16 protein-coding genes are annotated in these 24,026 nt (G+C 59.7%); 12 read left to right on the forward strand and 4 right to left on the reverse strand.

Going from position 1 to position 24,026, the window contains the following annotated elements; genetic code table 11:
- Window positions 1-9: 9 nt before the first annotated feature.
- Genes EDB95_RS11980 through EDB95_RS12030 form a run of 11 tightly spaced genes read left to right on the forward strand, consistent with a single transcriptional unit; the run spans window position 10 to window position 16,231 of the window.
- Entirely contained in the window at window positions 10-1,155 is a 1,146-nt protein-coding gene (locus EDB95_RS11980; protein WP_133993878.1) for an iron-containing alcohol dehydrogenase, read from the forward strand.
- Window positions 1,152-2,057 carry a dihydrodipicolinate synthase family protein gene (locus EDB95_RS11985; RefSeq protein WP_133993880.1) on the forward strand — a complete coding sequence of 302 codons (906 nt, stop codon included), beginning with the start codon at window positions 1,152-1,154 and terminating at the stop codon, window positions 2,055-2,057. The genes EDB95_RS11980 and EDB95_RS11985 overlap by 4 nt, the downstream gene beginning before the upstream one ends.
- Complete coding sequence (gene pdxA, locus EDB95_RS11990; RefSeq protein ID WP_133993882.1) at window positions 2,054-3,091, forward strand: 4-hydroxythreonine-4-phosphate dehydrogenase PdxA; 1,038 nt, start codon at window positions 2,054-2,056, stop codon at window positions 3,089-3,091. The genes EDB95_RS11985 and pdxA overlap by 4 nt, the downstream gene beginning before the upstream one ends.
- The gene (locus tag EDB95_RS11995) at window positions 3,088-4,227 is read left to right on the forward strand and encodes a four-carbon acid sugar kinase family protein (protein ID WP_133993884.1); all 1,140 of its coding nucleotides are present in this window, start codon (window positions 3,088-3,090) and stop codon (window positions 4,225-4,227) included. The genes pdxA and EDB95_RS11995 overlap by 4 nt, the downstream gene beginning before the upstream one ends.
- A 12-nt stretch (window positions 4,228-4,239) precedes the next feature.
- Window positions 4,240-5,775, forward strand: a complete 1,536-nt coding sequence (locus tag EDB95_RS12000) for a sodium:solute symporter (RefSeq protein ID WP_133993886.1) — start codon at window positions 4,240-4,242, stop codon at window positions 5,773-5,775.
- Window positions 5,768-7,681 carry a hypothetical protein gene (locus tag EDB95_RS12005; protein ID WP_133993888.1) on the forward strand — a complete coding sequence of 638 codons (1,914 nt, stop codon included), beginning with the start codon at window positions 5,768-5,770 and terminating at the stop codon, window positions 7,679-7,681. Before EDB95_RS12000 ends, EDB95_RS12005 begins: the two co-directional genes overlap by 8 nt.
- A 3-nt stretch (window positions 7,682-7,684) precedes the next feature.
- Entirely contained in the window at window positions 7,685-8,719 is a 1,035-nt protein-coding gene (locus EDB95_RS12010; protein ID WP_133993890.1) for a Gfo/Idh/MocA family protein, read from the forward strand.
- The gene (locus EDB95_RS12015) at window positions 8,716-10,293 is read left to right on the forward strand and encodes a sodium:solute symporter family transporter (protein WP_133993892.1); all 1,578 of its coding nucleotides are present in this window, start codon (window positions 8,716-8,718) and stop codon (window positions 10,291-10,293) included. Before EDB95_RS12010 ends, EDB95_RS12015 begins: the two co-directional genes overlap by 4 nt.
- Complete coding sequence (locus EDB95_RS12020; RefSeq protein WP_133993894.1) at window positions 10,294-12,576, forward strand: alpha-L-rhamnosidase-related protein; 2,283 nt, start codon at window positions 10,294-10,296, stop codon at window positions 12,574-12,576.
- Complete coding sequence (locus EDB95_RS12025) at window positions 12,573-15,851, forward strand: glycosyl hydrolase (protein WP_133993896.1); 3,279 nt, start codon at window positions 12,573-12,575, stop codon at window positions 15,849-15,851. Before EDB95_RS12020 ends, EDB95_RS12025 begins: the two co-directional genes overlap by 4 nt.
- Window positions 15,852-15,886: 35 nt before the next feature.
- Window positions 15,887-16,231: a hypothetical protein gene (locus EDB95_RS12030; RefSeq protein WP_133993898.1), complete on the forward strand. Its 345-nt coding sequence runs from the start codon at window positions 15,887-15,889 to the stop codon at window positions 16,229-16,231.
- A 744-nt stretch (window positions 16,232-16,975) separates the two neighbouring features.
- Here EDB95_RS12030 and EDB95_RS27285 read toward each other — a convergent pair.
- Genes EDB95_RS27285 through EDB95_RS12040 form a run of 3 tightly spaced genes read right to left on the reverse strand, consistent with a single transcriptional unit; the run spans window position 16,976 to window position 21,517 of the window.
- Window positions 16,976-17,146, reverse strand: a complete 171-nt coding sequence (locus EDB95_RS27285) for a hypothetical protein (RefSeq protein ID WP_162852568.1) — start codon at window positions 17,144-17,146, stop codon at window positions 16,976-16,978.
- A gap of 24 nt (window positions 17,147-17,170) precedes the next feature.
- On the reverse strand, window positions 17,171-19,153 hold the full coding sequence (locus tag EDB95_RS12035) for a glycoside hydrolase family 127 protein (RefSeq protein ID WP_133993900.1): 1,983 nt from the start codon (window positions 19,151-19,153) through the stop codon (window positions 17,171-17,173).
- Between the two features lie 18 nt (window positions 19,154-19,171).
- Window positions 19,172-21,517, reverse strand: coding sequence for a DUF5703 domain-containing protein (locus EDB95_RS12040; protein ID WP_133993902.1), 2,346 nt, complete (start codon window positions 21,515-21,517; stop codon window positions 19,172-19,174).
- Between the two features lie 61 nt (window positions 21,518-21,578).
- Between EDB95_RS12040 and EDB95_RS12045 the strand changes: the two genes are divergently transcribed.
- Window positions 21,579-22,487, forward strand: a complete 909-nt coding sequence (locus EDB95_RS12045; protein ID WP_133993904.1) for an AraC family transcriptional regulator — start codon at window positions 21,579-21,581, stop codon at window positions 22,485-22,487.
- A gap of 131 nt (window positions 22,488-22,618) precedes the next feature.
- On the opposite strand, the gene EDB95_RS12050 is transcribed toward EDB95_RS12045, so the two are convergent.
- Entirely contained in the window at window positions 22,619-24,025 is a 1,407-nt protein-coding gene (locus tag EDB95_RS12050) for a glycoside hydrolase family 88 protein (RefSeq protein ID WP_133993906.1), read from the reverse strand.
- Between the last annotated feature and the right edge of the window lies 1 nt (window position 24,026).

Genomic DNA, 24,026 nt, shown 5'->3' on the forward strand with positions numbered 1-24,026 from the left:
ATGTAATCTATGACAGAACTGAAAATGTATTTCCCCGGTAAGCTGGTGATGGGCAAAGGCGCCCTGGAACGGTTAACCGAAGACATCACCGCCTGGAATCCCGAACGGGTCCTGGTGGTGACGATATTTCCTTTGTTGCCCCTGTTAAAGGGGCTGATCGATTCCCTGGAAGCCAGGGGCGTGGTGGTCTCCGTGGATACCGGGATTGTGCAGGAACCTACTTTTGCCGACTTCCGCGAACTGATGAGCCGTGCAGCGCCTTTTAACCCGGACGTCGTGATCGGGGCGGGGGGCGGCAGCGTGCTGGATATTGCCAAGCTCGTCGCGGCGCAAGTGGGGAATCCCCAACCCCTGGAGGCCTATGTGGGCAACGGCCTGCTCCAGGGCCGGTACCGCAAGCTGGTGTGTCTGCCGGCTACCGCGGGTACGGGTAGCGAAGCCTCTCCCAACGCCATCCTCGTGGATGATACCGATAACCAGAAAAAAGGCATCATCAGCCCCTACCTGGTACCGGACGTGGTGTATATAGATCCGCTGCTGACCCTGAGCGTACCGCCCGCTGTCACCGCGGCCACGGGGCTGGACGCGTTTACGCATTGCCTGGAAGCGTACACCAATATTTACGCCCATCCTTTTATCGATATGTACGCGCTCCAGGGGATGAAGCTGATTGCCGAAAACCTGGTCCGCGCGGTCCGGGACGGGAACGACGTGGACGCCCGGGCGCAACTGATCCTGGGAAGCCTGCTGGGTGGTTTTTGCCTGGGGCCGGTCAACACGGCTGCGGTACACGCCTTGTCGTATCCGCTGGGGAGCGCGTTCCACCTGGCCCACGGTTTATCCAACGCCCTGTTGCTCCCGCACGTGATGGAGTTCAACCTGGTGGCGGCCCCCCGGCGCTATGCGGACGTTGCCCTGGCGCTGGGCTGTTCCCGGGCGGCCACGGACGAGGCCACGGCCCGGGCGGGAGTGGGCAAGGTCCGGGCATTGATCCGGGACTGCGGGATTCCTTCCCGGCTGGCGGAGGTGGGCGTATCCTCCGCGTCGGTGCCCGACCTGGCCACGGGGGCGATGGAAGTAAAAAGACTACTCAAAAACAATCCGCGTCCTGTCGCGTGGCAGGACGCGGTGGACATCTTTAATGCTGCGTTATGAACTATTCTGGTGTTGTTGTTCCGGCCATTACACCGCTGGAGGAGAACGGTCTCCTGGACGAGGCCGCCGTGGAACGTTTGTGGGAACGATTCGAACAATATGGAGTCGACCCCTTTATCCTGGGGACAACCGGTGAGGGGCCAAGCCTGAGCCTCGCTTTGAAATCGGCGTACATCCGTCTCGCGGGCCGGTTGCAAACGCCCAGGCAACGGTTGTTTGTTGGGATAGGATCGGCCTGTCTGGAGGATTCGCTGGCACTGGCCTTTAGCGCCTTCGAGGCGGGTGCGGACGCGGTGGTGTCGACGCTGCCGTCCTACTACGCGCTGGAGGTGGACGACATGCGGGCGTATTTCCTTGCGCTCGCAGACCGCGTGGGTGGCCCCTTATTTATCTACAACATCCCGTCGACGACGCACATGTCGATTCCACTGTCCCTGGTGGACGAACTTTCCGGTCACCCGAATATCGTGGGTATGAAGGATTCCGAACGGGGGGAGGAACGGCTGTTTGAGGCGCTGCGGCGAAAACCCGAAGGCTTTTGCCACCTCCTGGGCTGGTCGGCCAGGTCGGCCCTGGCCCTGGAGCTGGGGAGCAACGGGCTCGTGCCCAGCAGCGCCAACCTCAGCCCCCGTTTGTACCGGGCATTGTACGAAGCGGCGCGGGCGGGGCAGACAGAAGAGGCGGCGCGGCTCCAAAAGGTATCCGACGCGCTCGGGGAAGTGTATCAGAAGGGACGCAGTCTCGGAGCGTCGCTCGCGGCGATGAAGGCGATACTGGCCGCCAAAGGCATTTGCGGCCCGCAAATGGCGCCGCCATTGAGAGCGATGGCGCCGCCAGTCGGCGCGGCTTCGCCGCTGGTGCTCTCACAAAAAGACATAGACCTGATCAACGAATGGATATGAACCCAAGACCAATTCTAGGCATTACGATGGGCGACCCCGCGGGCATCGGCCCGGAGATCGCCGTCAAGGCCCTGTTACAACCCGGGGTGTATGCGCGCTGCCGGCCCCTGCTGGTGGGCGACGCGGGGGTGATCGAACGCATCACCCGCCACCTTCGGCTGCCGGCCACGATCCGGCCGGTCCACGCGGTAAGTGAAGCGCGGTACAACGAAGGCACCATCGACGTTTTGGACATGCAGACCGTCCCCAACAAGGACCTCCCCTGGGGTGAGATCAGCGCGGAATCCGGGCACGCCTCTTTCGAAGCAGTGCGCGAGGTGATCGCGCTGGCGATGAAAGGCGCGGTAGACGCCACCGTGACCGGGCCCATCCACAAAAAAGCCATCAACGAAGCCGGGCATCACTTTGCCGGGCATACGGAAATCTATGCGCACTTTACCCACACGGCCAGGTATGGGATGTTGCTGGTGGAGGAACACCTCCGGGTTATCCACGTGTCGACCCATGTATCACTCCGCCAGGCCTGCGACCTTGTCACAAAGGAGCGGGTGCTGGAAGTGATCGAACTCCTGGATAAGGGGCTTAGAAGCCTGGGGATAGAAGACCGCAGGATCGGCGTGGCGGGGTTGAACCCACACGCGGGGGACTCCGGGCTTTTTGGAACGGAAGACGACGGAGAGATCCTGCCGGCGGTAAAAACCGCGCAGGAACGAGGTTTTGACGTCGAAGGACCGGTCCCGCCGGATACCCTGTTTGCCAAAGCCGCTACCGGCTATTACGGTGGCGTCGTCGCCATGTACCACGACCAGGGACATATCCCCTTCAAACTCTCGGGTTTTACCTGGAACGCCAAAGCGGGAAGGATGGACAGCGTCAAGGGGGTCAACATCACCCTTGGGTTGCCCATTATCCGGACCTCGGTCGACCACGGCACGGCCTTCGAGATCGCCGGCAAAGGAATCGCCAGCCCCGACGCGATGTCGCTGGCAATCGATGCCGCCATTCAATTACACGTAAATAAGAACACGATATGATTGCTGTCATTGCCGACGATTTTACGGGTGCTGCGGAACTGGGAGGGGTTGCCCTCCGGTATGACCTGTCGGTGGAAATCCATACCGAAGTCAATCCCGCCTGCAAGGCGGACGTCCTGATCATTGCTTCCGATACCCGGGCGATGAACGAAGAGGATGCGATGCACGAGATGAAGCGCATCACCGAGGCCGTGGCTCCCCTGAGACCCCAGTTGATCTTTAAAAAAGTAGACTCCGTCCTGAGGGGGCATGTCGCCGCCGAAATGGAGGTGCAGATGAGGGTGCTGGGTTTTTCAAAGGCCCTCCTGGTGCCGGCGAATCCCGTGCTGGGCAGGACCATCCGGAACGGTTTGTACTACCTGCAGGGACAACCCATCCACCACAGCGGGTTTTCCCAAGACCCCGAATACGCCATTACGAGCGCGCGCATCCACGATATGCTGCGTATCCCGGAGGGAAAGATCCCGGTCCGGAAGCTGAGCGACGACCTGCCCCTTACGGGGATTGTCGTGGGCGAGGCGGAGATCGCTTCCGACCTCCAGGACTGGGCCAGGCGCATCGACGGTGAAACGCTCGTGGCGGGTGCCTCGGGCTTTTTTGCCGCGGTGCTCGACAGCCTGCATGTCCGGGGCGTGGCGGATACGCATTACCGTGAGCCGGCCGGCAAACCCTGTCTGTTTGTCTGCGGCAGCGCCTACGCCCAAAGCCTGGAGACCATCCGTACCCTGGAAGAACGGGGCGGCCCCGTGAGCTATATGCCCCTGTCCCTGGCCAGCACGGAGGACCTGGACAGCCTGGAAGACTGGGTGGAGGAAGTTCGCGAGCTGATTGAAGAATTTGGTGTCGCGATCATCGCCATCCGTGGCGGAGAAACCCACCTGGTATCCCCGTCCGCCCTTCGGGAAAGGACTGCGCTCCTCGTCCAACAGGTGTGCGCCCGGGAAAGCATCCGTGAATTGTTTATTGAAGGAGGCTCCACCGCCCGGACGATCCTGGAGCGCCTGGACCTTCAAACCTTTGTCCCCGTCGAAGAAAAGGCCGCGGGGGTCATCCGCATGCGCATGCCCGAACACCCCGGGCTGCACGTTACCGTAAAGCCGGGCAGCTACAGCTGGCCCGCCTTGTCCATGCTCTAAGTTGCTTGTTTCATGAATCGATTGCACACGCCAGACATATTGATTATTGCCGTTTTTTTATCGGTTACCCTGTTTTTCGGATTCCGCTTCCTGCGAAAAAAACAGTCTACCGAATCCTATTTCCTTGCCAGGGGCAAGGTGCCCGCCTGGGCCATCGGGATATCCCTCCTCTCCACCCTGATCTCCAGCGTGACGTTTCTGGCCTATCCGGGCGAGGGGTATTCTTCCAACTGGATCCTCCTGGTACAGGGGCTGATGGGGCCCGTGGTCCTTTTTGCGATGATCTGGTTTATCGTGCCCCTGTACCGGCGGGTGATCGGGCTGAGCACCTATGAATATTTTGAAAAAAGGTTCGGCCGTTTTGCCCGTTATTACAGCTCGCTGGCCTTTGTCTTCCGGCAGTTCTCCGCCATGGGGACCATTTTTTATCTCCTGGCGCTGGCGCTGGCGGGGATGACCGGGCTGAATACAACGGTGATGATCCTCGTCATCGGCGTGCTCATCATGGTCATCAACCTGCTGGGCGGTATGGAGGCGGTCATCTGGCTCGACGTCGTCCAGGGATTTTTGTTGTTTGCCAGCGGAATCGTCTGTCTTTGCCTGGTGCTTTGGTCTGTCGAGGGCGGCCTTCCCGGTGCCTGGAAGATAGCCCACGCCGCGGGGCGTACGGGTTTCGGACCTTTTGACTGGAACTTTACGCGTCTGACCTTTTGGGTCATGGCCATCAATGGTATCTTTTATGCTGTGCAAAAATACGGCGCCGACCAGACGGTCGTCCAGCGTTACCTCACGGCCAGGACGGACAAGGCCGCCCTGCGCGCCACCATCCTGGGCATGTGTCTTACGGTGCCCATCTGGACGCTCTTTATGTTTATCGGTACCGCCCTTTTCGTGTTCTACCAGCAACACCCGGCAGGCGTACCCGCGAAAGCCGATTCGGTTTTTCCTTATTTTATCATGACCCGTTTGCCCGTGGGCGTCGTAGGCTTTGTCATCAGCGCCATGGTGTCCGCCGGCATCTGCTCGATGAGCGCCGACTTGAATTCCCTGGCCGCCGTGGCGGTGGAAGACTATTATAAGGCCGCCCGTCCAGGGCGCACCGACCACCACTACCTCGTGGCAGGGCGGGGGATGATCATCCTTTCCGGTGTGATCTCTATCCTCGTCGCACTTTGTTATGTCGGGATGGGGGACAAGGGCGTGCTCGGCATCGTATTTACGCTCTATGCCGTTTTCTCCGGCGGGATCGCGGGAATCTTTCTCCTCGGTTTGTTTAGCCCCCGCGCCAATGCCCAGGGCATGACGGTCGCCATCATCGCCTGTATCCTGTTTACCGCGTATGCCGTCCTCACGTCCACCCGGATCGGGGCGGACAACCACCTCCTGCTGGACCTGGGGACGTATAATTTCACCCAACACAAACTTATGCTCGGTGTGTATAGTCACCTGGTCATTCTCGTGGTGGGGTATGGGGCCAGTTTGTTCTGGCCGTATTCCGTGCCCGACCGGCAACTTCTTTTTTTGAGGAAAAGGAGGGCGCATGCGTAAGCTCCTTTTTGCCCTCGCGGTGGTGCTGCCGCTGTGCGGCGCAGCCGGGTCGCCCGTGGCGCTTCCCCGCGACGGCGCGCCCGGCCCCCTGGTCCTTTGGGTCGCCCCCGGCGGCTCCGACGCCAACCCCGGTACGGAAGCCGCGCCCCTGGCCACGGTGGCCGCCGCGCTCCGCAAGGCCCGGGAGTGCCGCCGCTTAAACCAGGCCCCGGATGGGGTGGACATCCGCGTAAAAGGCGGCGACTACCCGCTGGACGAACCCCTCTTTATCCGCCCGGAGGACTCGGGTACGCCTTCCGCTCCGACGGTGATCGAGGCTGCGCCCGGGGAACACCCGGTCATTAGCGGCGGGGTCCGCCTTGAAGGGTGGCGGCCTGCCAACCTAAATGGCTCACCGGTGGCCGACCCAGATGGAGCGCCGGTGGCCGACCCAAAAGACGCGCCGAAGGCCGCCCGCGGCCACCTATGGGTCGCTGACGCCCCGCTCGATTTCCGCCAGCTCTACGTCAATGGCGTAAAGGCTGTCCGTGCGCGAACGCCCAACACGGACGATGCAATGCCCCGCATCCTGTCGGTCAATAAGGCATTACGCACCATCCGTATACCGCTTCCCCCCGGGGGGCTGCCCGCCCAACCGGACGGCATGGAACTGGTCATCCACCAGATGTGGGCCATCGCCAACCTCCGCGTGAAAACCATCACCGTCGACGGTCAGTCTGCCATCCTTACGTTTAAAGAGCCCGAGAGCCGCATCGAAATGCAACATCCCTGGCCGGCGCCGGTGATGGATAGCCTGCATAAGGTGAATGGGAACTCGGCGTTTTACCTCGTCAACAGCGCCGCCTTTTTGGATACCCCGGGGGAGTGGTTTGCGTCGCACGGCAAGGTATACTACTGGCCACGGACGGGCGAGGACATGCGCAATGCACAGGTCGTCGCCCCCGCCCTGGAAACGTTGGTACGCATTCTTGGAACCGTAGATCGCCCCGTCTCCTACGTGTATATAAAAGGCCTGCACTTCGTCTATACCACCTGGATGCGCCCCTCCCGGATGGGCCACGTCCCCCTGCAAGCGGGGATGTACCTCCTGGACGCCTACAAGCTCAAGCCCGCCGGAACCCCGGAGAAAAAGGGTCTCGAAAACCAGGCCTGGATCGGCCGCCCGCCCGCCGCCGTGTCGGTGGTGTATGCCAACCACGTCGGGTTCGACGGCTGCCGTTTCGGGGAACTGGCCAGCAGCGGCCTCGACCTGGAACGGGGGACCCACGACAATATCGTCAAGGGCTGTGTGTTTAGCGACATCGGCGGGACCGGTTACCAGGAGGGCGTATACAGCGACGAAGGGTTTGAAACCCACTTGCCCTACCAGCCCTCGGACGTACGCGACATCTGTACCCGGGATACGGTCATGGATAACCTCGTCGACAACTGCGGGAACGAAGACTGGGGATGCGTGGGGATCAGCGAGGGGTATGTCCGGGAGGCCTGCATCACACACAACGAGGTCCGGAACGTACCCTATTCCGGCATCTGTGTGGGCTGGGGCTGGACAAAACTTCCCAACGCGATGTACGGGAACAGGATCATCGCCAACTACGTGCACCACTACGCCACGCACATGTACGACGTGGGGGGTATTTATACCTTGTCCGCCCAGCCGGGAACGCTGATCGAAGACAACCGCGTGGACGACATCCTGCACCCGGCGTATGTACACGACCCCGGGCACTGGTTCTATTTTTACTTTGACGAAGGATCGTCCTTTATCACCATACAACACAACTGGTGTCCCGAGGCGAAGTTTATGCGGAACAGCAACGGACCCGGCAATACCTGGGAAGACAACGGCCCGGCAGTGGCCGATACCATCCAACAAAACGCGGGTCTGGAGCCCGCCTATCGATAGACTATGTTACGACTTGGCATTCTTGGTTTGGGAGAGGGCCGCAGCGCCATCTCCGCCGCCCTTCACAGCGATCGCTATCAATTGCGGAACATCTGCGACCGGAACGAGGCGCTTTGCCGCGAACGCGTGGAAGAGTTCGGTTTTCCGACCTATACCCTGAACTACCAGGACCTCCTGGACGACCCCGGCATCGATGTGATTGCGATCTATACGCCGGACCACCTCCATGCGGACCACGTCAAGGCAGCCCTGCTCCACGGCAAACATGTGGTATGTACAAAACCTTTTATTGACGACCTCGGCCGCGGACAGGAACTCATCGATCTAAGCGAAGCCACAGGACGCAAAGTATTCGTCGGCCAAAGCTCGCGCTTTTTCGAACCCATGCGCCGGCAACGCGCGGACTACGAAGCGGGGCTCATCGGGGATCTCGTCACGGTAGAAGCGTATTATCACGCCGACCACCGCTGGTTCCTGGCCAAAGGATGGTCATTGGGCGAAAGATTCAAATGGCTCTACGGTGGTCTCAGCCATCCCGTCGACCTCGTCCGCTGGTACCTGCCCGACATCGTGGAAGTCATGGGGTATGGCCTGCTCAGCCCCAACGGCCGCAAGGGCGGTCTGCAACACGAGGACACCATGCACTTTATCTTCAAGGCCGCCGACGGCCGGGTCGCCCGGGTCAGCGGCGCCTATACCGGCCCCGTCCAACCCGTTACCCGCGACAGCGAAATGAGCTGTATCCTCCGCGGGTCCGAAGGCTGCAGCCAGGCCGACTATATGGACCTGCGGTATGCCATTACCGACCGGACCGGGGAGGAGCGCATCGTCACCTGGGAGCACAAGCTCAAACACTATTTCCGTTTTGAAGGCAAAAGCCACCACGCCGGCGAATACCAGAACTACCTGGACTACTTCGCGGACTGCCTGGCAGAAGGACGCACCGCCTACCCCGACGTCAGGGAAGGCATAGGGACCGTCGCCCTCCTCCAGGCCATGGACCAATCCCTCACCACCGGTAAACCCGTTTCCCTATGAAAGGCCTCGCCGCTTCCCTGGGCACACCCGACTTCATCATCATCGGGATCTACTTCGTCGTCCTGATAGGGATTGCCTGTTACGTCAGCTTCGTCCAGCGCCGCCGGAGCGGCGAAAACCTTTTCCTCGCACAACACTCCCTGGGCTGGGCCAGTATCGGGCTAAACATGTGGGGAACCAATGTCGGGCCTTCCTTGCTCATCGCGTCCGCCAGCATCGGCTACACCACGGGGATCGTCGCCGGCAATTTCTCCTGGTACGCGTTTGTATTTATCCTGATGCTCGGGCTCGTCTTTGCGCCCCGTTACCTCGGTGCCCGCGTATCCACACTCCCCGAATTCATGGGCAAACGCTTTGGCCACACGACGCGCAACCTCCTGGCCTGGTACACCCTCATCACCATCCTGATCTCCTGGTTGTCGCTGGGCCTTTTTGCCGGTGGTTTGCTCGTCCGCCAGCTCCTGGACGTACCCATGTGGCTGGCCATCGTCGCCATGATGCTGCTGGCGGGCTTTTTCACCGCAGCCGGCGGTCTCAAGGCCATCGCGTACACCAACGTTTTTCAAATGATCCTGCTCATCGCCGTGTCGTTCTACCTCGTCATTATCGGTTTGTCAAAAATCGGTGGCGTGCACGTGTTGTATACCCATACACCCGCGACCTATTGGAACCTTTTCCTCCCTGCCCACGACCGGCGCTATCCCTGGCCTGCCATCCTCCTCGGCTACCCCATCATGGGCGTCTGGTTCTGGTGCACCGAACAGTCCATGGTTCAGTCCGTCTTGGGCGCGAAAAACCTCCGCCAGGGCCAGCTCGGCACCAATTTTATCGGGTGGCTGAAGATCCTCGACGTTCCCCTGTTTATCATCCCCGGGGTGATCTGTTACTTGTTGTATCCACATTTGAGTAATCCCGACGCCGCCTACCTCACCCTCGTGACGGGGCTTTTCCCCGCGGGCATGAAGGGCCTCATCATCGTCGTCCTGATCGCCGCGCTGGTGGGCAACATCGGTTCTTCACTCAATTCCGTCAGCACCGTCTTTACGATCGATATTTACGTGGAAAAATATCGCCCTTCCGCCACCACATCCGAAGTGATCCGCGCCGGGCGGTATGTCACCATTGCCGGGGCAGCGGTCTCCATCGGCATGGCCCTCGCCATCGACCGGATCAAGGGTCTAAACCTTTTTGACGTCTTCCAGTCCGTCCTTGGTTTTCTCGCCCCGCCCATGAGCGCCGCTTTTCTTTTTGGCATCCTCTGGAAACGCACCACCGCCCTCGCAGTCAACACCGTCCTTACCTTAGGGACGCTGTTCAGCGTAGGGGTAGGGGTGTTGTACCTCTGGGTTTTCCCTTCGGCATTGTATCCCGCCTGGCCCCACTTCCTGCTGCTGTCGTTTTATTTATTTTGTGTGATGTCGGCCTTGACGGTCGTCGTCTCCCTTGCGGACAAGACCCATGCGCCGCTCCACGCCGCCCCCGTTTCCGGCCGGCCCGACCGGCTCGTCGTCGGGCTTTGGGTGGGGTTGTGTGTGGTGATGGTGGGGTTGTATGTTTTCTTTAATGGACACTAAATGAAAAAAGGTCTCTTTCTACTGTTTGTCCTGCTGTCCGGCGCGCCCGCCTATGCCCAAACGCCTTCGGCCCATGTCGCCGCCGCCGCGCCCCGCGCCGCCGCCGGCGGCCCCGCGCCTGCGGCTGCGCCCGTCGCTACTGCGTCCGCTCCTGTCGCCGGGGCTGCGCCCCGCGCTTCCTGGATCTGGTACCCCGGCGACTTCGCGATCTGGCTCTCCGCCGAAGTCGAAAACCGCCGGGCCGAGCGAGGCGCCTTTTTTCCCCCCTTCTGGAAACTGGACAATCCTTATATCCTCGTGGACTTCCACAAGTCTTTTGTGCTGCCCTTCGCAGAGGACGTGCACATATTTTCCGAAGGACAGTATAACCTGAAACTGGACGGCCGGATGCAACCGTCATCGTCCGTCGTTCATATAGACGCCGGTCCCCACGACATCGACCTGAAGGTATTTTGCCGCGACAGGGTGCCCGCGATCTTCGTATCCGCGCCTGACCTTGTCTCCGACTCGACCTGGCGGGTCACCTGCGAAGACAAGGAGTGGATCGATGCCACGGGTAAGGTCTCCGACAAATCCGGCACCGTGTGGATGCCCGCGGAATCGTGGGGTTTCAGCGACCCCGCTGCGACACCTTCGCAATACAAACTGGCTACACAACCTATTTCCCCGGTGTCGGTTGTCCGCCAAAGCAACGGTTGGTTGCTCGACTTCGGACGCGAGACTTTTGGATACGTCGTTCTTCACGGCGTTCATGGGAACGGGCCGCTCCACCTCTACTACGGCGAGTCGCGGGAGGAAGCCCTGTCCACCGATAGCTGTGAAACACTCGACCACCTCCAGGTGTCCGCAGGAGAGCGTTGGGTGGCGCCGGTGTCCCGGGCGTTCCGGTATGTCCACCTGCAGACGGATCTTGCGATCGATTCGGTGTCCGCCCTTTATGAGTACAACCCGCTTCCCATCCGCGGCGCCTTCCGCTGCTCGGATACGTTGCTTAACCGGATCTGGGACGTTGCGTCGTATACGCTCCACCTCGCCACCCGGGAGTTTTTCCTCGACGGGATCAAACGCGACCGCTGGATCTGGTCCGGGGATGCCTACCAGAGCGACCTGATGAACTACTACCTGTTCTTCGATTCCAGCGAGGTCACCCGCACACTCTACGCCCTGCGCGGGAAGGACCCCGTGACCAGCCACGTCAACACCATCCTCGACTATACGTTTTACTGGTTCATGGGGATCTACGACTACTATTTGTATACCGGTGACGCCTCCTTTATCCGCACCTGTTATCCCCGCATGGTCACCCTGATGGACTATGTCCTGGGCCGGCGTGACGCCAACGGGATGGTACAAGGGCTCCCCGGCGACTGGGTCTTTATAGACTGGGCCGATGGTTTGAGCAAAAAGGGAGCCCTCAGTTTCGAACAACTTCTTTTTTGCCGGAGCCTGGAGACCATGGATATGTGTGCCCGCCTGGCCGGCGATACGATCTCCTTATACGGGACCCTGGCGCGCCGGTTGCGCACCGACGTTCTGTCCCGTTTCTGGGACCCTTCGCGCGGAGCCCTCGTTCACAATATGATGGACGGACACCTCACGGCCACGGTCAACCGCTATGCCAATATGTTCGGTGTGTTGCTGAATTATTTTTCCCCTGCCCAACGCACGTCCGTATTGCACCGCGTTCTGCTCAACGACAGCATCGCCCCCATTACGACCCCGTATATGCAGTTCTACGCCCAGGAAGCCCTTTGCGCCCTGGGCCACCAGGACGACGTCCTTCAACAAATCAAGGCCTATTGGGGTGGCATGCTCCACGAAGGCGCGACGACATTTTGGGAAAAATACGACCCCGCCGAACATGGCGTCCAGGACTACGCGCTCTACGGCCGCCCCTACGGCCGCAGCCTTTGCCACGCCTGGGGCGCGAGCCCGTTGTACCTGCTCGGCAAATACTACCTGGGCGTCCGCCCCCTGACCCCCGGTTATGCGTCCTACCTCGTTTGCCCGACGCTCGGTGGGTTGAGCTGGATAACCGGTACCGTGCCCACGCCCCACGGGGACATACAAGTGTATTGCAACCGCTCGGAGCTGCGTGTCACCGCGGTGCCCGGTCACGGGGTGCTGCGCTTCGCCAGCCGTTCCCTGCCGCGTTGTGCGGAAGGGCCTGTCCGGAAGATGGGGGAGGGGCTTTACGAGGTGGACCTTGACAAGGCAGGGACCTATACAGTTTACTACGAGGTGGCGGATAAGGATGTGGTGGCTAAATTGTGGGAACGATGAGATGCACGGTGGTCATAGGATTGCTCTTGCTGGCGGGCGCCGCGGGGGCGCAGCCGGCGGGGTCGACCGGCGCCGGCTTGCGGCAGGCCGCACCGTCACGGGCCGCACAGCCCGGCTCGCCGAAGGGCGCGCGTTCCCTGGAGTCCCTGTTTCAACACCCGCCCGCCGCCGCGCGCCCCTGGGTCTTTTGGTACTGGCTGCACGGGGCAGTGTCAAAGGAAGGCATCCTTGCCGACCTCATCGCCATGCGCGACGAAGGTATCGGCGGCGCCTACCTCATGCCCATACAGGATACCACTTCGAAACTGCCCTTCCAACACTCTGCTCGGCAGCTCTCGCCCCGCTGGTGGTCGATGGTGCGGTACGCCGTGCAGGTCGCGGACAGCCTCGGCGTGCAACTGGCCTTTCACGACGCAGATGGTTTTGCGGTGGCCGGCGGGCCCTGGATTACGCCGGAGCTGTCTATGCAAAAGGTCGTATGGACGGAAACCCCTGTGCAGGGGGCCGTCGACGAGGTGCTTGCGCAACCGGAAACCAACGAGGGGTATTATCGCGATATTCGCGTTTTCGCCTATCGGGCGTATGCCCCGGCGGCTGCGCCACATGTCAGTTCAAGCGAGGGTGATGTCTCGTTCCTGGTGCAGCCCGGCGATGGATCGGCGCAGCCCGGCGGCGCTTCCGCGCGTCCAGGCGGCAGCAAATCCTTCACCAGCGATACTCCCTGCTGGATCCAATACGCCTACGATACCGCCGTGACCATCCGGACGATCGTCATCCGCCCCGCCGGCGCCAACTACCAGGCCCAGCGGCTCCTCGTCGAGGTATCCGATGATGGCGAACACTTCCGGGTGCTGCAACGGCTGGTGCCCCCCCGGAGTGGTTGGCAGGACGCCGAAGCACCCGATACGTATGCGATCCCGCCCACCCGGGCGCGGTTTTTCCGGTTTGTGTACGACAAGGAAGGCTCGGAACCGGGCGCGGAAGACCTGGACGCCGCGAAGTGGAAACCCACGCTAAAGATCAAAGGAATCACGCTATCCGCCGAACCCCGTATCGATCAATATGAAGGCAAGTCCGGTCTGGTGTGGCGGGTCAGCCCACCGACAGCCGTTGACCTGCCAGCCGCGAGCGACCTGCTAGACATCAGCAGTGCGATGGACGCCCACGGACACCTCCGCTGGCAGGCGCCCCCCGGCACCTGGACCATTCTCCGGATGGGCTATACCACCACCGGTCACACCAACGCCACCGGTGGCGGCGGGCGCGGCCTGGAGTGCGACAAGTTCAATCCCGCAGCGGCGCGGATCCAGTTTAACCACTGGTTCGGCGCCATCGAACAAGCGGTGGGCCCGGCGCGCAAAGCCATCAGGATCTTTCACGTCGACAGTTGGGAGTGCGGCGACCAAAACTGGTCCCCTGTGTTCGCGGCCGAATTCCGCAAAAGGCGCGGGTATGATCTTTTGCCCTACTTACCCGTCATGGCAGGAATTCCCGTGCGAGGTACCGGCTTTTCCGAGCACGTGCTGTCCGATGTCCGGCAGACTATTTCGGAGCTGGTCAACGATGCTTTTTTCCATACCATGGCGACGCTTGCCCACGCCCACGGCTGCCAGTTCAGCGCCGAAAGCGTGGCCCCTGTCGTGACCGTCGACAACCTGCTCCACAACAAGACCGTAGACCTTCCCATGGGCGAGTTCTGGCTGCGCAGCCCCACCCACGACAAACCTCTCGACGTCCTCGACGCCGTTTCGGGGGGACACATCTATGGCAAACCCATCATCCAGTCCGAAGCCTTTACCGAGCTCCGGCTTCAATGGGACGAATACCCCGGTATGCTCAAAACCCTCCAGGACCGCAACTACGCCTGGGGTGTCAACCGGCTCGTCTTTCACGTCTTTATGCACAACCCCTGGATGGACCGCCGCCCCGGTGTGACGCTCGACGGTGTGGGGTTGTTTTTTCAAAGGGACCAGACGTGGTGGAAACCGGGCAAGGCCTGGGTGGACTATACTACCCGCTGTCAGGCACTCCTGCAATGGGGCAAACCCGTCGTGGATGTCGCGGTGTATACCGGCGACAATGTGCCCTCCCGGTCCGTGTTGCCCGATCGCTTGTGCACCGTGCTGCCCGGGCTGATCGGGGACAGCCTGGTGGCGTTGAACACGCGTCGTCTTACCAATACAGGCGTACCACTGGTCAAAACGTCGGGCGTGCAACACGTGGCGAACATCGCTGACGCCGCCGACTGGGTCAATCCTCTGCACGGGTACGCCTATGACTGCTTTAACGCGGACGTGTTGGCCCAGGCCCGGGTGTCGCATGGACGTGTGGTATTGCCCTCCGGCGCCAGCTACGGCGTGCTGGTGTTTCCCCCGGGGCTACCGTCACAACCCGATACGCTTTCTTCAGCCACACAAGCTGCGATCACGCGGTTGTCCGGCGCACACATCCTGCAAACGCCCTGGACGGAGGCCTCACTGACCTCTCTCGGCTTGCCCCCGGACGTGACGGTTGTTGACCCGGCCGGCAGGGTGGCCAACGGCATCGCCTATACGCACCGTACCGGGCCGGGGGCGGATGTTTATTTTATTTCCAATCAGGAAGGACGTACCCGGGACCTGCGGTTTTCCCTTCGGTCGGTTGCCGGTGGTGCCGAGTGCTGGGACCCCGTTACCGGGCGGATATACTCCTGTCCTTCTGCGTCTGTTGTGCGGGGGCGGACAGAGCTGCCGCTTCGCCTTGATGCAGGGGCGTCTGTGTTTGTGGTGCTCCGGGCGGCGCAGCGTGCCCGGCCCCTGCCTCCGCCGCCCGACCCCACCAGGTCACTTGCAGTTACCGGCCCCTGGACCGTCACCTTCGATACCGCTTTTGGCGGCCCAACCGCGCCCTTGGTATTTCCGGCGCCGATGGATTGGAGCCTGGACCCACGCACCCGGTATTACTCCGGTACCGCGGTGTACAGCGCCAGGTTTAGCTTCCGGCCCGCAGGTGGTCCCGTCTGGCTGGACCTGGGCCGCGTCGCCGATGTCGCCGGGGTGCGCGTCAACGGCCTGGATTGCGGGGTGGCCTGGACGGCGCCTTTCCGGGTAGATATCACGCGCGCGCTGCGACCCGGAGAGAACCACTTGGAGGTCGAGGTGACCAATACCTGGGCGAACCGGATCATCGGGGATCACCTGGACTCCACTCAACATGCCTGGACGAATGCGCCTTACCGGCTCGACGGGAAGTTGTTGCCCTCTGGCTTGCTGGGGCCGGTACAATTGCGGTTTTAAAGGTGTAAATTAAGGGATACAATCAAACCTCTGGCATGGTCTCCTTTTTAAAAAAATACAGCTGGAACATTGCGGTCGTCGGTATATGGATTGCGCTTACATGGTCACATGACTGGATAGAGCGTTTATATAAACGCGAAGACATCATAGCATTCAGACCCATTTTTTATATTCTATTGGGTGCCGCTGCCTTAGCACTTTACATTGTCCTGATCGCTAAAGGTGTGAAAATGGACAAAAAAGAAGAAACAGGTGCCGTGGCGCAAACCGTGACGTTCGGCTTATTCTATATTGGAGTTCTCTATCTGGCCTTTCGGGAACCGCTTTCCGATGGGGTGCTCCTGTTTTACCGGTTGTTGATTGTACCGGGGGTGGGTTGAAGATAAGGACCCCCTTGTTGGGCCTTTGGCAGCGGTAGCTATCTGCAAAGCGTCCGGCGTCCGTAGATTATACTTCGCCCTTAATTCAGCGGCTTTCACTGCAATAATATTGTCTATCTCCTAAATCTCAATATGCGAAGCAGACGACAAAATACCTTTGTATTGGCTGACAAGTTGAAGCTTTCCATCTTTTAACGGGTTTACCAATACTTCCAGCAAGGTAATAGATGAAGTTACAAAGATAAAATCTCCATTGTCGTTGGCCTCAAAAAGCGGCTTTAGAAATGACTGATAAACAGAATGCCCCTCGATAAAATAAATTAAAGGCGCTGTATCCAGGAATACAATTTTCGATGTAAAATCAGAAATTACCATTGCCTTTCCCCATCAACATATTCGTCGATATTTGTACCGGACCATACGGAGGACCCTATGCCTGAAATAGAAGATAGTTTTACAGATTCATTTTGCTCTTTGTCCTCCTGATAAGCAAAGCAATCTTTTCAAGGAGGGTCAACTGATCTTCCTTGTCCATACGTTTCACTTGGGACAAAATATCATCCATATTCAAAGCCGATGGCATATAAGCAGATTTAGGCGAAATTGCGAATTTATTTTATAGGATTGGCATATCTGCCGCCTCTACCAGGTCGCTTATGGTTACCGGACCCTGGAAAGTCGTTTTCGATACTCCCGGCGTCGTATTTTCCACGCTGGCCGACTAGAGCCTCCCCATTTTATGTCTTACGCCCCTCTCTTTATCTTCTTAATGGGTCTGCCTTTAAAAAAGGCCTTTTCTTTTGCTCTGCGAATAATGGATTCGGCTGCTTTTTTTATTTCTTGCTGATTCATTTCAGCGAAAGACTTATCAGCCCCTCCAAAACGAAGATATATGGGAGAAAAATTGACTGCCATAGACCCCAAGATAAGAGAATTCCGTCAGGGGTTGTCCATCTGCCGGATCCACACCGTCATATCCGACGCTCCCCTATTCCCCCAGGCAAAATAAGGAATCAACCGAAAGTTCGTCCCGGTGGACACACCAAGAACCACGGTTTGATACAACCCATTCCACGTCCTTTCGGGATACAACCGCCCGGTACCTTCCAGCTTAATCATGTATGTGCCTCCGACGGCAAAGGGCACCTCCTTCCACTCGACACCGACGGCAACATCAAGAATATTGTGTACATCCGGCACATCTGTAGATTCGAGGCAATAGACAATGGGCCCCCGCTTAACAGCGACCTGCCCCAAGTCCGACTCCACCTGCGGATTGGCTTGCAAAAGCGTAACAGGCATGGATAAGGACAGCACGACGGAGTCCCCGGGACGCCAGTGGCGGCGAACCTCAGCATAGGAGCCAGGCATGACCGGGACAGCAGCGCCGTCGACCGTGAGGGTGGCACCGACGTCAGCAGCATCCGCGAACGAGCACCACCCGGGTATGCGCAAGTAAAGCGACATTGAATCCGCCGGCGCTTCGTCTATGGAAAGAACGATGCGACCGTTCCAAGGATAATCGGTAGTTTGTTCCATGCGGAGCCCCGGCAATGACAAGGTGCTACCACCGTAGAGATTGACCCATACCCCCCGATCGTCCCGGGAATAGGCATACCCGGAGGCCTCGGCAATGGTCCGCGCCGCATTAGGCGGACAGCAATCGGACAGGGTGATATAAGGTTGGCGTGTCCCGGCCCATCGTAGTGTGTCGGGCGCGGAGCGCAGCACGCGCAGCGGGTTGGTATAAAAAAAGCGGTTGCCGTCGAGGCTGACCCCGGACAAGATCCCGTTGTAGAGTTCAAGCTCCACGAGGTCCATATAGCGCGCGGCGCCGGTGACCTGGAACATCCGCCAGTTCCACAAGAGGGCGCCGACAGCGGCGCAGGTCTCGTTGTGGGCGGTACGATTGGGGAGCTGGTAGTCGGCACCGTAGGCTTGGTGGACGGTTTGGATCTGGGCGGGGTCGTAGGCGGTGCCCATGGGGGATATGCCGTCGTAGAGGGCGCCGCAGCCGCCGGTGACGTAGAGTTTGTGGGACGTGACGTCGGTCCAGATGGGGAGTAGCGGACGCCATAGGGCACTGTCGCCGTTTTCGGAGAACACATCGGCGGCGCCGGCATAGAGATAATTGGCGCGGACGGCGTGGCCGACGGCGGTGGTTTGGCGGGTGAAAGGTATTCGATCTTGGTTTTGATCGGTGCCTTTGCCCGCGGCGCCGTGCTCGCGGATGAGGCGGTCGGCGAGTTCCAGGTAGGCGCGCACACCTGTTGTACGATAGAGTTCGACCAGGCCCATATAGTGGGAGGGGCAGATGTTGTTGAGGGCCATTGCCCCGGGGTGCGCACTGTCGTAGTGAATGAGGTAGCCGGCCGCGCGTTCGGCCACGACGAGCAGCGTTTTTTTGCCGGTGGCCCGGTAGTGGACACAGGCAGCGGTCATGAGATGGCCGAAGTTGTAGGCTTCGAAGTCGAGCCGGTGAGTGGCGGCGGAGTGAGCGCCATGCTCAATGAGTACCGGTGTATGCAGGTAGCCATCGGCGCGCTGGGCCTTTGCGATGATCGCGATGGCGTGGTCCATGGTACTGTCCAGACGCGGATCGTGGGTCGACGCGTATACGGCGGCCATCGCTTCGATGAGTTTGTAAAAGTCACCGTCTTGAAAAGGTGGACCGATATGGATTCCCGCGGCGATGTCAAAGTTTTGGAGGGCGTGTCCCTGGCGGGGATCGGTGTATACGGACCAAAGATGGGGTATAGTGGAGTCCTTGCAGACTTTAAAGCGGTCGGCCCAGAAACCTTGCGTCCAGCGGACGGAGCCCAGGGGCAACTGTTGCAGGTGTGCCGGGGGAGGCGGCGCCTCGGCCGTTTGCGCCTGCACGCGCAACGCCGTCAAACATAGCAAGCAAATAATTCGTGTCATACAGACACGTAATTTACACTATTGCCCATACATATTAACAATATCCTTTCGCCGGTTTTCGGGGGTGACGCTGATGATGTCCGCGACGCCGTGGCGTACGCGCGCTTCGACCGTGGTGTTGTAGGGCGCATGGAGCCGGAAGTGGACGTCCTCCCCCAAGGGCCAGGCGGGAAAAAGATAGATCGCCCGGCCATTGGATTGTAGCAACATCTCCTGCAGGCCGATCATACCGCTCCCGCCCCAGTTGTGGTCGGGGGCCCAGTCGTAGCCGGGGCCCCAGAAGGCGGGGAAGATCGGGCCGGCGCCGCCTGATGCGGGAACGGTCGGGTCGGCGTCGCGCGATGCGGCGAAGCGCCGGCCGTCACCCCGTGGCGCGGGCCGCCCCGCGTCACGAAGTTTCGCCACCGTCAGCCGAAAGGCCTCCCCCGCCAGCCCCAGCCGCGCAGCGAAGATGTTGTCCTGCTTCCAACCAACATACCCGCTGAATCGCACCGCGTCGGTGTCGTAACGGTAGGTATTCAGCGCCGTGTCGAATCCCGGCCGCCCAATCCCAAAAAGCCCCCAGGGAAATACAGGATACAATTGCGGCGTCTCGGTATTGTTGACCCGTTCCCATACCTTGGCAGGCGCGATGGTGGTATGCCCGTCAAAACTCCGGAATGAGAGCGGCGGAAGTTCCCGGAGCATGGCGGCCCAGGCGTCGCGGCGCGCGTAGGGGATGGCTTGTAGCCGTGCCAAAATCACGCGCAGCCCCGCGATCGTCGAGGAGGCGTCGTAGGCCATCTTGTAGGTTTCTCCGGCGGACCCTGGATAAAGGATCAGGTGTCCTTCTCCATCCAACGCTTTTCGACCCCTCTGTTGCGCGAGCAGCCGGTAGTGCTGGTCGAAAAAGGTGAGACAGGATTCGATCAGGGGGAGGTAGCGATGGATGTCTATCCCGGTATAGCGTTCTTCCTCCAGGATCATAAAACAGAATTCGAGGACGGTGTCCCATTCATATTCGAGCCAGGCGTTGTACTCCAGGCCGGGGTCAAACCCGGCAGGGCGTTTTGTTCCGTATTCGGCATAGTTGGGCAGGCCAAAATTTTCCAATTGTTCGGTAAAACACGCGCCTTCGTGTCCCCAGTAGGCCCGTGTCCTGTAGGAGGCATTTCCCAGGAGCCGTTGGTAAAAGGCGAATTGAGAAAGGAGCAAATCGGTGTCCCCGTTGGCCAGCATGGGATAATAGACCAGGCGCTGGTTCTGGGCGGTGAACGTGCCTCCGCCCCATTTGCGGAAGTCGGGGGTAAAGGGTAGGGTGCTGTCTACGTATACGGGGTCGTAAGTGAAGAGTCCCCCGTTAAACTTGGTGGGATAGCTGCCAAAGGCATTGCAACCCAGCATATAACGGAAGAGCTGGTAGTTGCGGCCCGCCTGCCAGTCGGCGGAGTCGGCGGCGTGTTCGCCGGGGCGTATGAAGATAAAGCTACGGTCCCAGAAGGCGTGCCACCAGTCGAGGGTGGCCTGGCGACCGGCGGCAGGCGCCGCGGCAAGGCTGTCCTGCCAAGCCCCGATGGTGGGTGCCTGCGCGGTATAACACGCGAGCGTAATCTCGGTCGCGCGCAAAGGCCGCCGCGCGGCAAGCGTCCACCGCTTAAAATCCGTCGACGCATACGTCCCCGTATCCGTCCCGGAAGGATAAAGCCCCACACCGCGCAAGACCCCTCCAAACGTGAGGTCTTTCAGGGGATTATAGAGTGAGTCCGCGGAGAGCCCCTGCTGCCGCACCGTCTGATCAAACACCGAAGGCGTATCGCGGTTGCGGTGCCAGAACAGAACACCGCCCGCGGCAAAGGCGATCGAATCGCGGAAGGTGACCACGGGGAAGGGGGGCGCCCACCGGTAGCTGTCCTGGTTGTTCTCGGAGCCGCGGACCGGCCGGTCGCGGTAACGCCAGCTTTCCCAGGATGCCTGGACCTGAACAGGCCGGAGCGCATGAACGGCGATATGCACCACCGGGCGAAAAACATCGACCCAGACCAGCACGGAAACGGAACGTCCTTCCACGCGTACACACCCCTCCCGGAGGTCCAGTGTCTGCCGGAAGGTACCGGTGTCGAAAGGTGTCAAATGGACACGAATCCGGCCGAGCTTCAGGAGGCTGTTGTTTTCGTCAAAGGTGCCGCTCCGGGCCACATAACACAGCAAGTCGCCCTTTTCCACCCATACATTGAGGCCGATGTCCCCGCCCCCACAGGGCATGGAGGCATCGGACCGGCCGCCGGGCCTTGTCCAAACGATGTTGTCATAAGACAATTCAGTCCTTTGTGCCTTGAGCCCCAGCGCCGTCAGGAGTACCGCCCCGCATATTAATAGCCGCAACATGGCGGTAAGTTAAGCCCGCCTGCTTATATTTGAAGGGCGCAAGCGTCCAAAATTTCCGGTCATGGATGTAGAAGTAAAGGTGGGGTCGAGGAAAAACGTCTGGCATGGTTTGGGCCGCCAGCGGATCGAAATACCCAAGTCCGTTCTGAAATCGAGGGTACTCCAGGATGAATGGCTGAAACAGCTGTACATCTGCGGTCTTGGGTACTATCCCAAGGCAAAGGGACACTACACCTTCCGGAAAAATGGCCTTCCCGAAAACTTCCTTTTCTATTGCGTCGACGGTTCCGGCTGGTATTCTATCGGGGACAAGCGGTTCGAGGTCAAACCCAACGAATATTTTATACTGCCCGCGGGTGTGGAGCATGCGTATGGGAGCGAGGACAACAATCCGTGGAGCATCTACTGGGTCCATTATGGGGGCACGAGCCTGGCGAACATCAACAAGATGCACACGGTCCAGGAACATTTTTCCCCTGCTTATGTGAAGGGGGGCGAGGAGATCTTTTCACTTTTTGCGAAGATGTACCGCACGCTGGAGCTGGGGTATTCGAACGACAACCTGGTGTTTGCGAATATGTGTCTGCCGTACTTTCTCTCGCTGTTTTTATACAGCCAGCGGCACTTTTCGGGAGAATCCAGCGGGAAGATGGACGTGATCGACAACGCGATCATGTACATGCGGGAGCACCTTCACGAGAACCTCACGCTCCATGACCTGAGCAGCCGGTACAACTATTCGGCCTCTCGTTTTTCCAGCCTTTTCAAACAAAAGACGGGGTATGCGCCCATCGACTACTTCATCCAGATGAAGATGCAAAAGGCGAGCCAGCACCTGGACTTCACGGACAAACTGGTCAAGGACATCGCCATTTCCATGGGGTTTGACGACCCGTATTATTTTTCCAAAAGATTTACAAAGGTGATCGGGATGCCGCCGACGAAGTATCGCACGATCAAAAAGGATTGAGCTATTTGCAATAGGTCTCCAGGTATTTTTTTGCGTACGGCGATCCAAGGGTATAGGCCTTTTGAATATCGGGACAGCCTTCCTTTTTTTGATCACGCCCCGGTCGTTGAGCGCGCCCCTGAAGTAGGGGTTTAGTTTAATGGCCTTGTTTTCGCCGGCGATGGCCTTTTGCTGCCCCCGGCGGAAAGCGTTTTGCCATAAAAAGGCCGGACGCCCGCCATTTCCCGCTTCACGGTGAGGGCGATGGTGTCGATTTTTACGTCTTGTATACTGGAGTAGGGTTTGATCCCATCAAAGGCATCCGCATAGGTGTCCTTTACAAAACCATCCATGAATTTGTTGCAGATCAGGATCATTTCTTCCTTGGATTGGGGACGGTGGACCTGGGCGAGCGCGCGGTAGCGCAGCATTGCCTCGACGTAGTAGTAGTCCGCGTACGTCAACGGCACGTCGATTTCGCTATGCGCCGGCATATTCCCCACACTGTGCATCAATAAAAAACCGCCGTTGGTACCAAAAGCCGCCCGGTAGACCGGTGAGGAGAGCGTGCGCAGCATGGTTTCGGCGGCCAAACGATAGCGGCGGGAGAGCGACGCGGGCACATACCCGGACAATTCGATAAAAGCGGACGCCATCACCGCCGCCGCAGAGGCGTCGCGGTAGGTATGCGCGGGGTCGTCATAGTCCCAATAGGGTACGCCATCCGCGGGGAGACGGCGCAACAGGTACCCGGCGATGTGGTTGGCCTGGTCCAGGTAGCGCGGGTCCCGGGTGCCCCGGTACATCATGGTATATCCGTACAAACCCCAGGCCTGGCCGCGGGCCCAGGCGGAGGAGTCTGCAAAGCCCTGGGCGGTCTCGCGGCCGATGACGGCGCCGGTGACGGTATCGTAGTCGACGACGTGAAAGGAGCTGTAGTCGGGCCGGTAGTGGTTGCGCATCGTCGTGTTGGCGTGGGTCATCGCGATGTGGCGGAAGCTGGTGTCGCCGCTGTGCCGGGACGCCCACAGCAACAATTCGAGGTTCATCATGTTGTCGATGATGACGGGGTATTCCCATTTATCGTGGTCCCAGGAACGGATACAGCCGACCTTGGGGCGGAAACGGGTCGCCAGGGAGCGGGCACTGTTCATCAGGACGGTATCAAAGGCTTTACCCCCAAGAACGCGCAGCGCGGTTCCATAGCTGCAATACATCATAAACCCAAGGTCGTGCGTGCCTTTATTGTACTGCTGGGTATACAACAGATCCAGCAGGCGAAGCGCGTCCCCGCGGAGCGCGGTGTCGGGACAGGCACTATACAATTGGAGCATGGTACCCGCGACAAAGCCACTGGTCCACCAGCCGGGTCCGCTGGTAACCCAGTGGCCGCCCGCGTAGCTGCGCGGCAGCACACCGGCGGGGGTGTGGTCCGCAAGGAATTTATACTGGGTGCAGGCGAGCTGGAGGTTGGTGTCGATCGTCCGCAAAAGAACCGGGTCGGGTTTCCACTGGGCGGAGGCGGAAAGGGACAGCAAAAGCAGGAGGAGGGTGCGCATA

It is taken from the genome of Dinghuibacter silviterrae (genome assembly GCF_004366355.1).
Taxonomy (GTDB): Bacteria; Bacteroidota; Bacteroidia; order Chitinophagales; family Chitinophagaceae; genus Dinghuibacter; species Dinghuibacter silviterrae.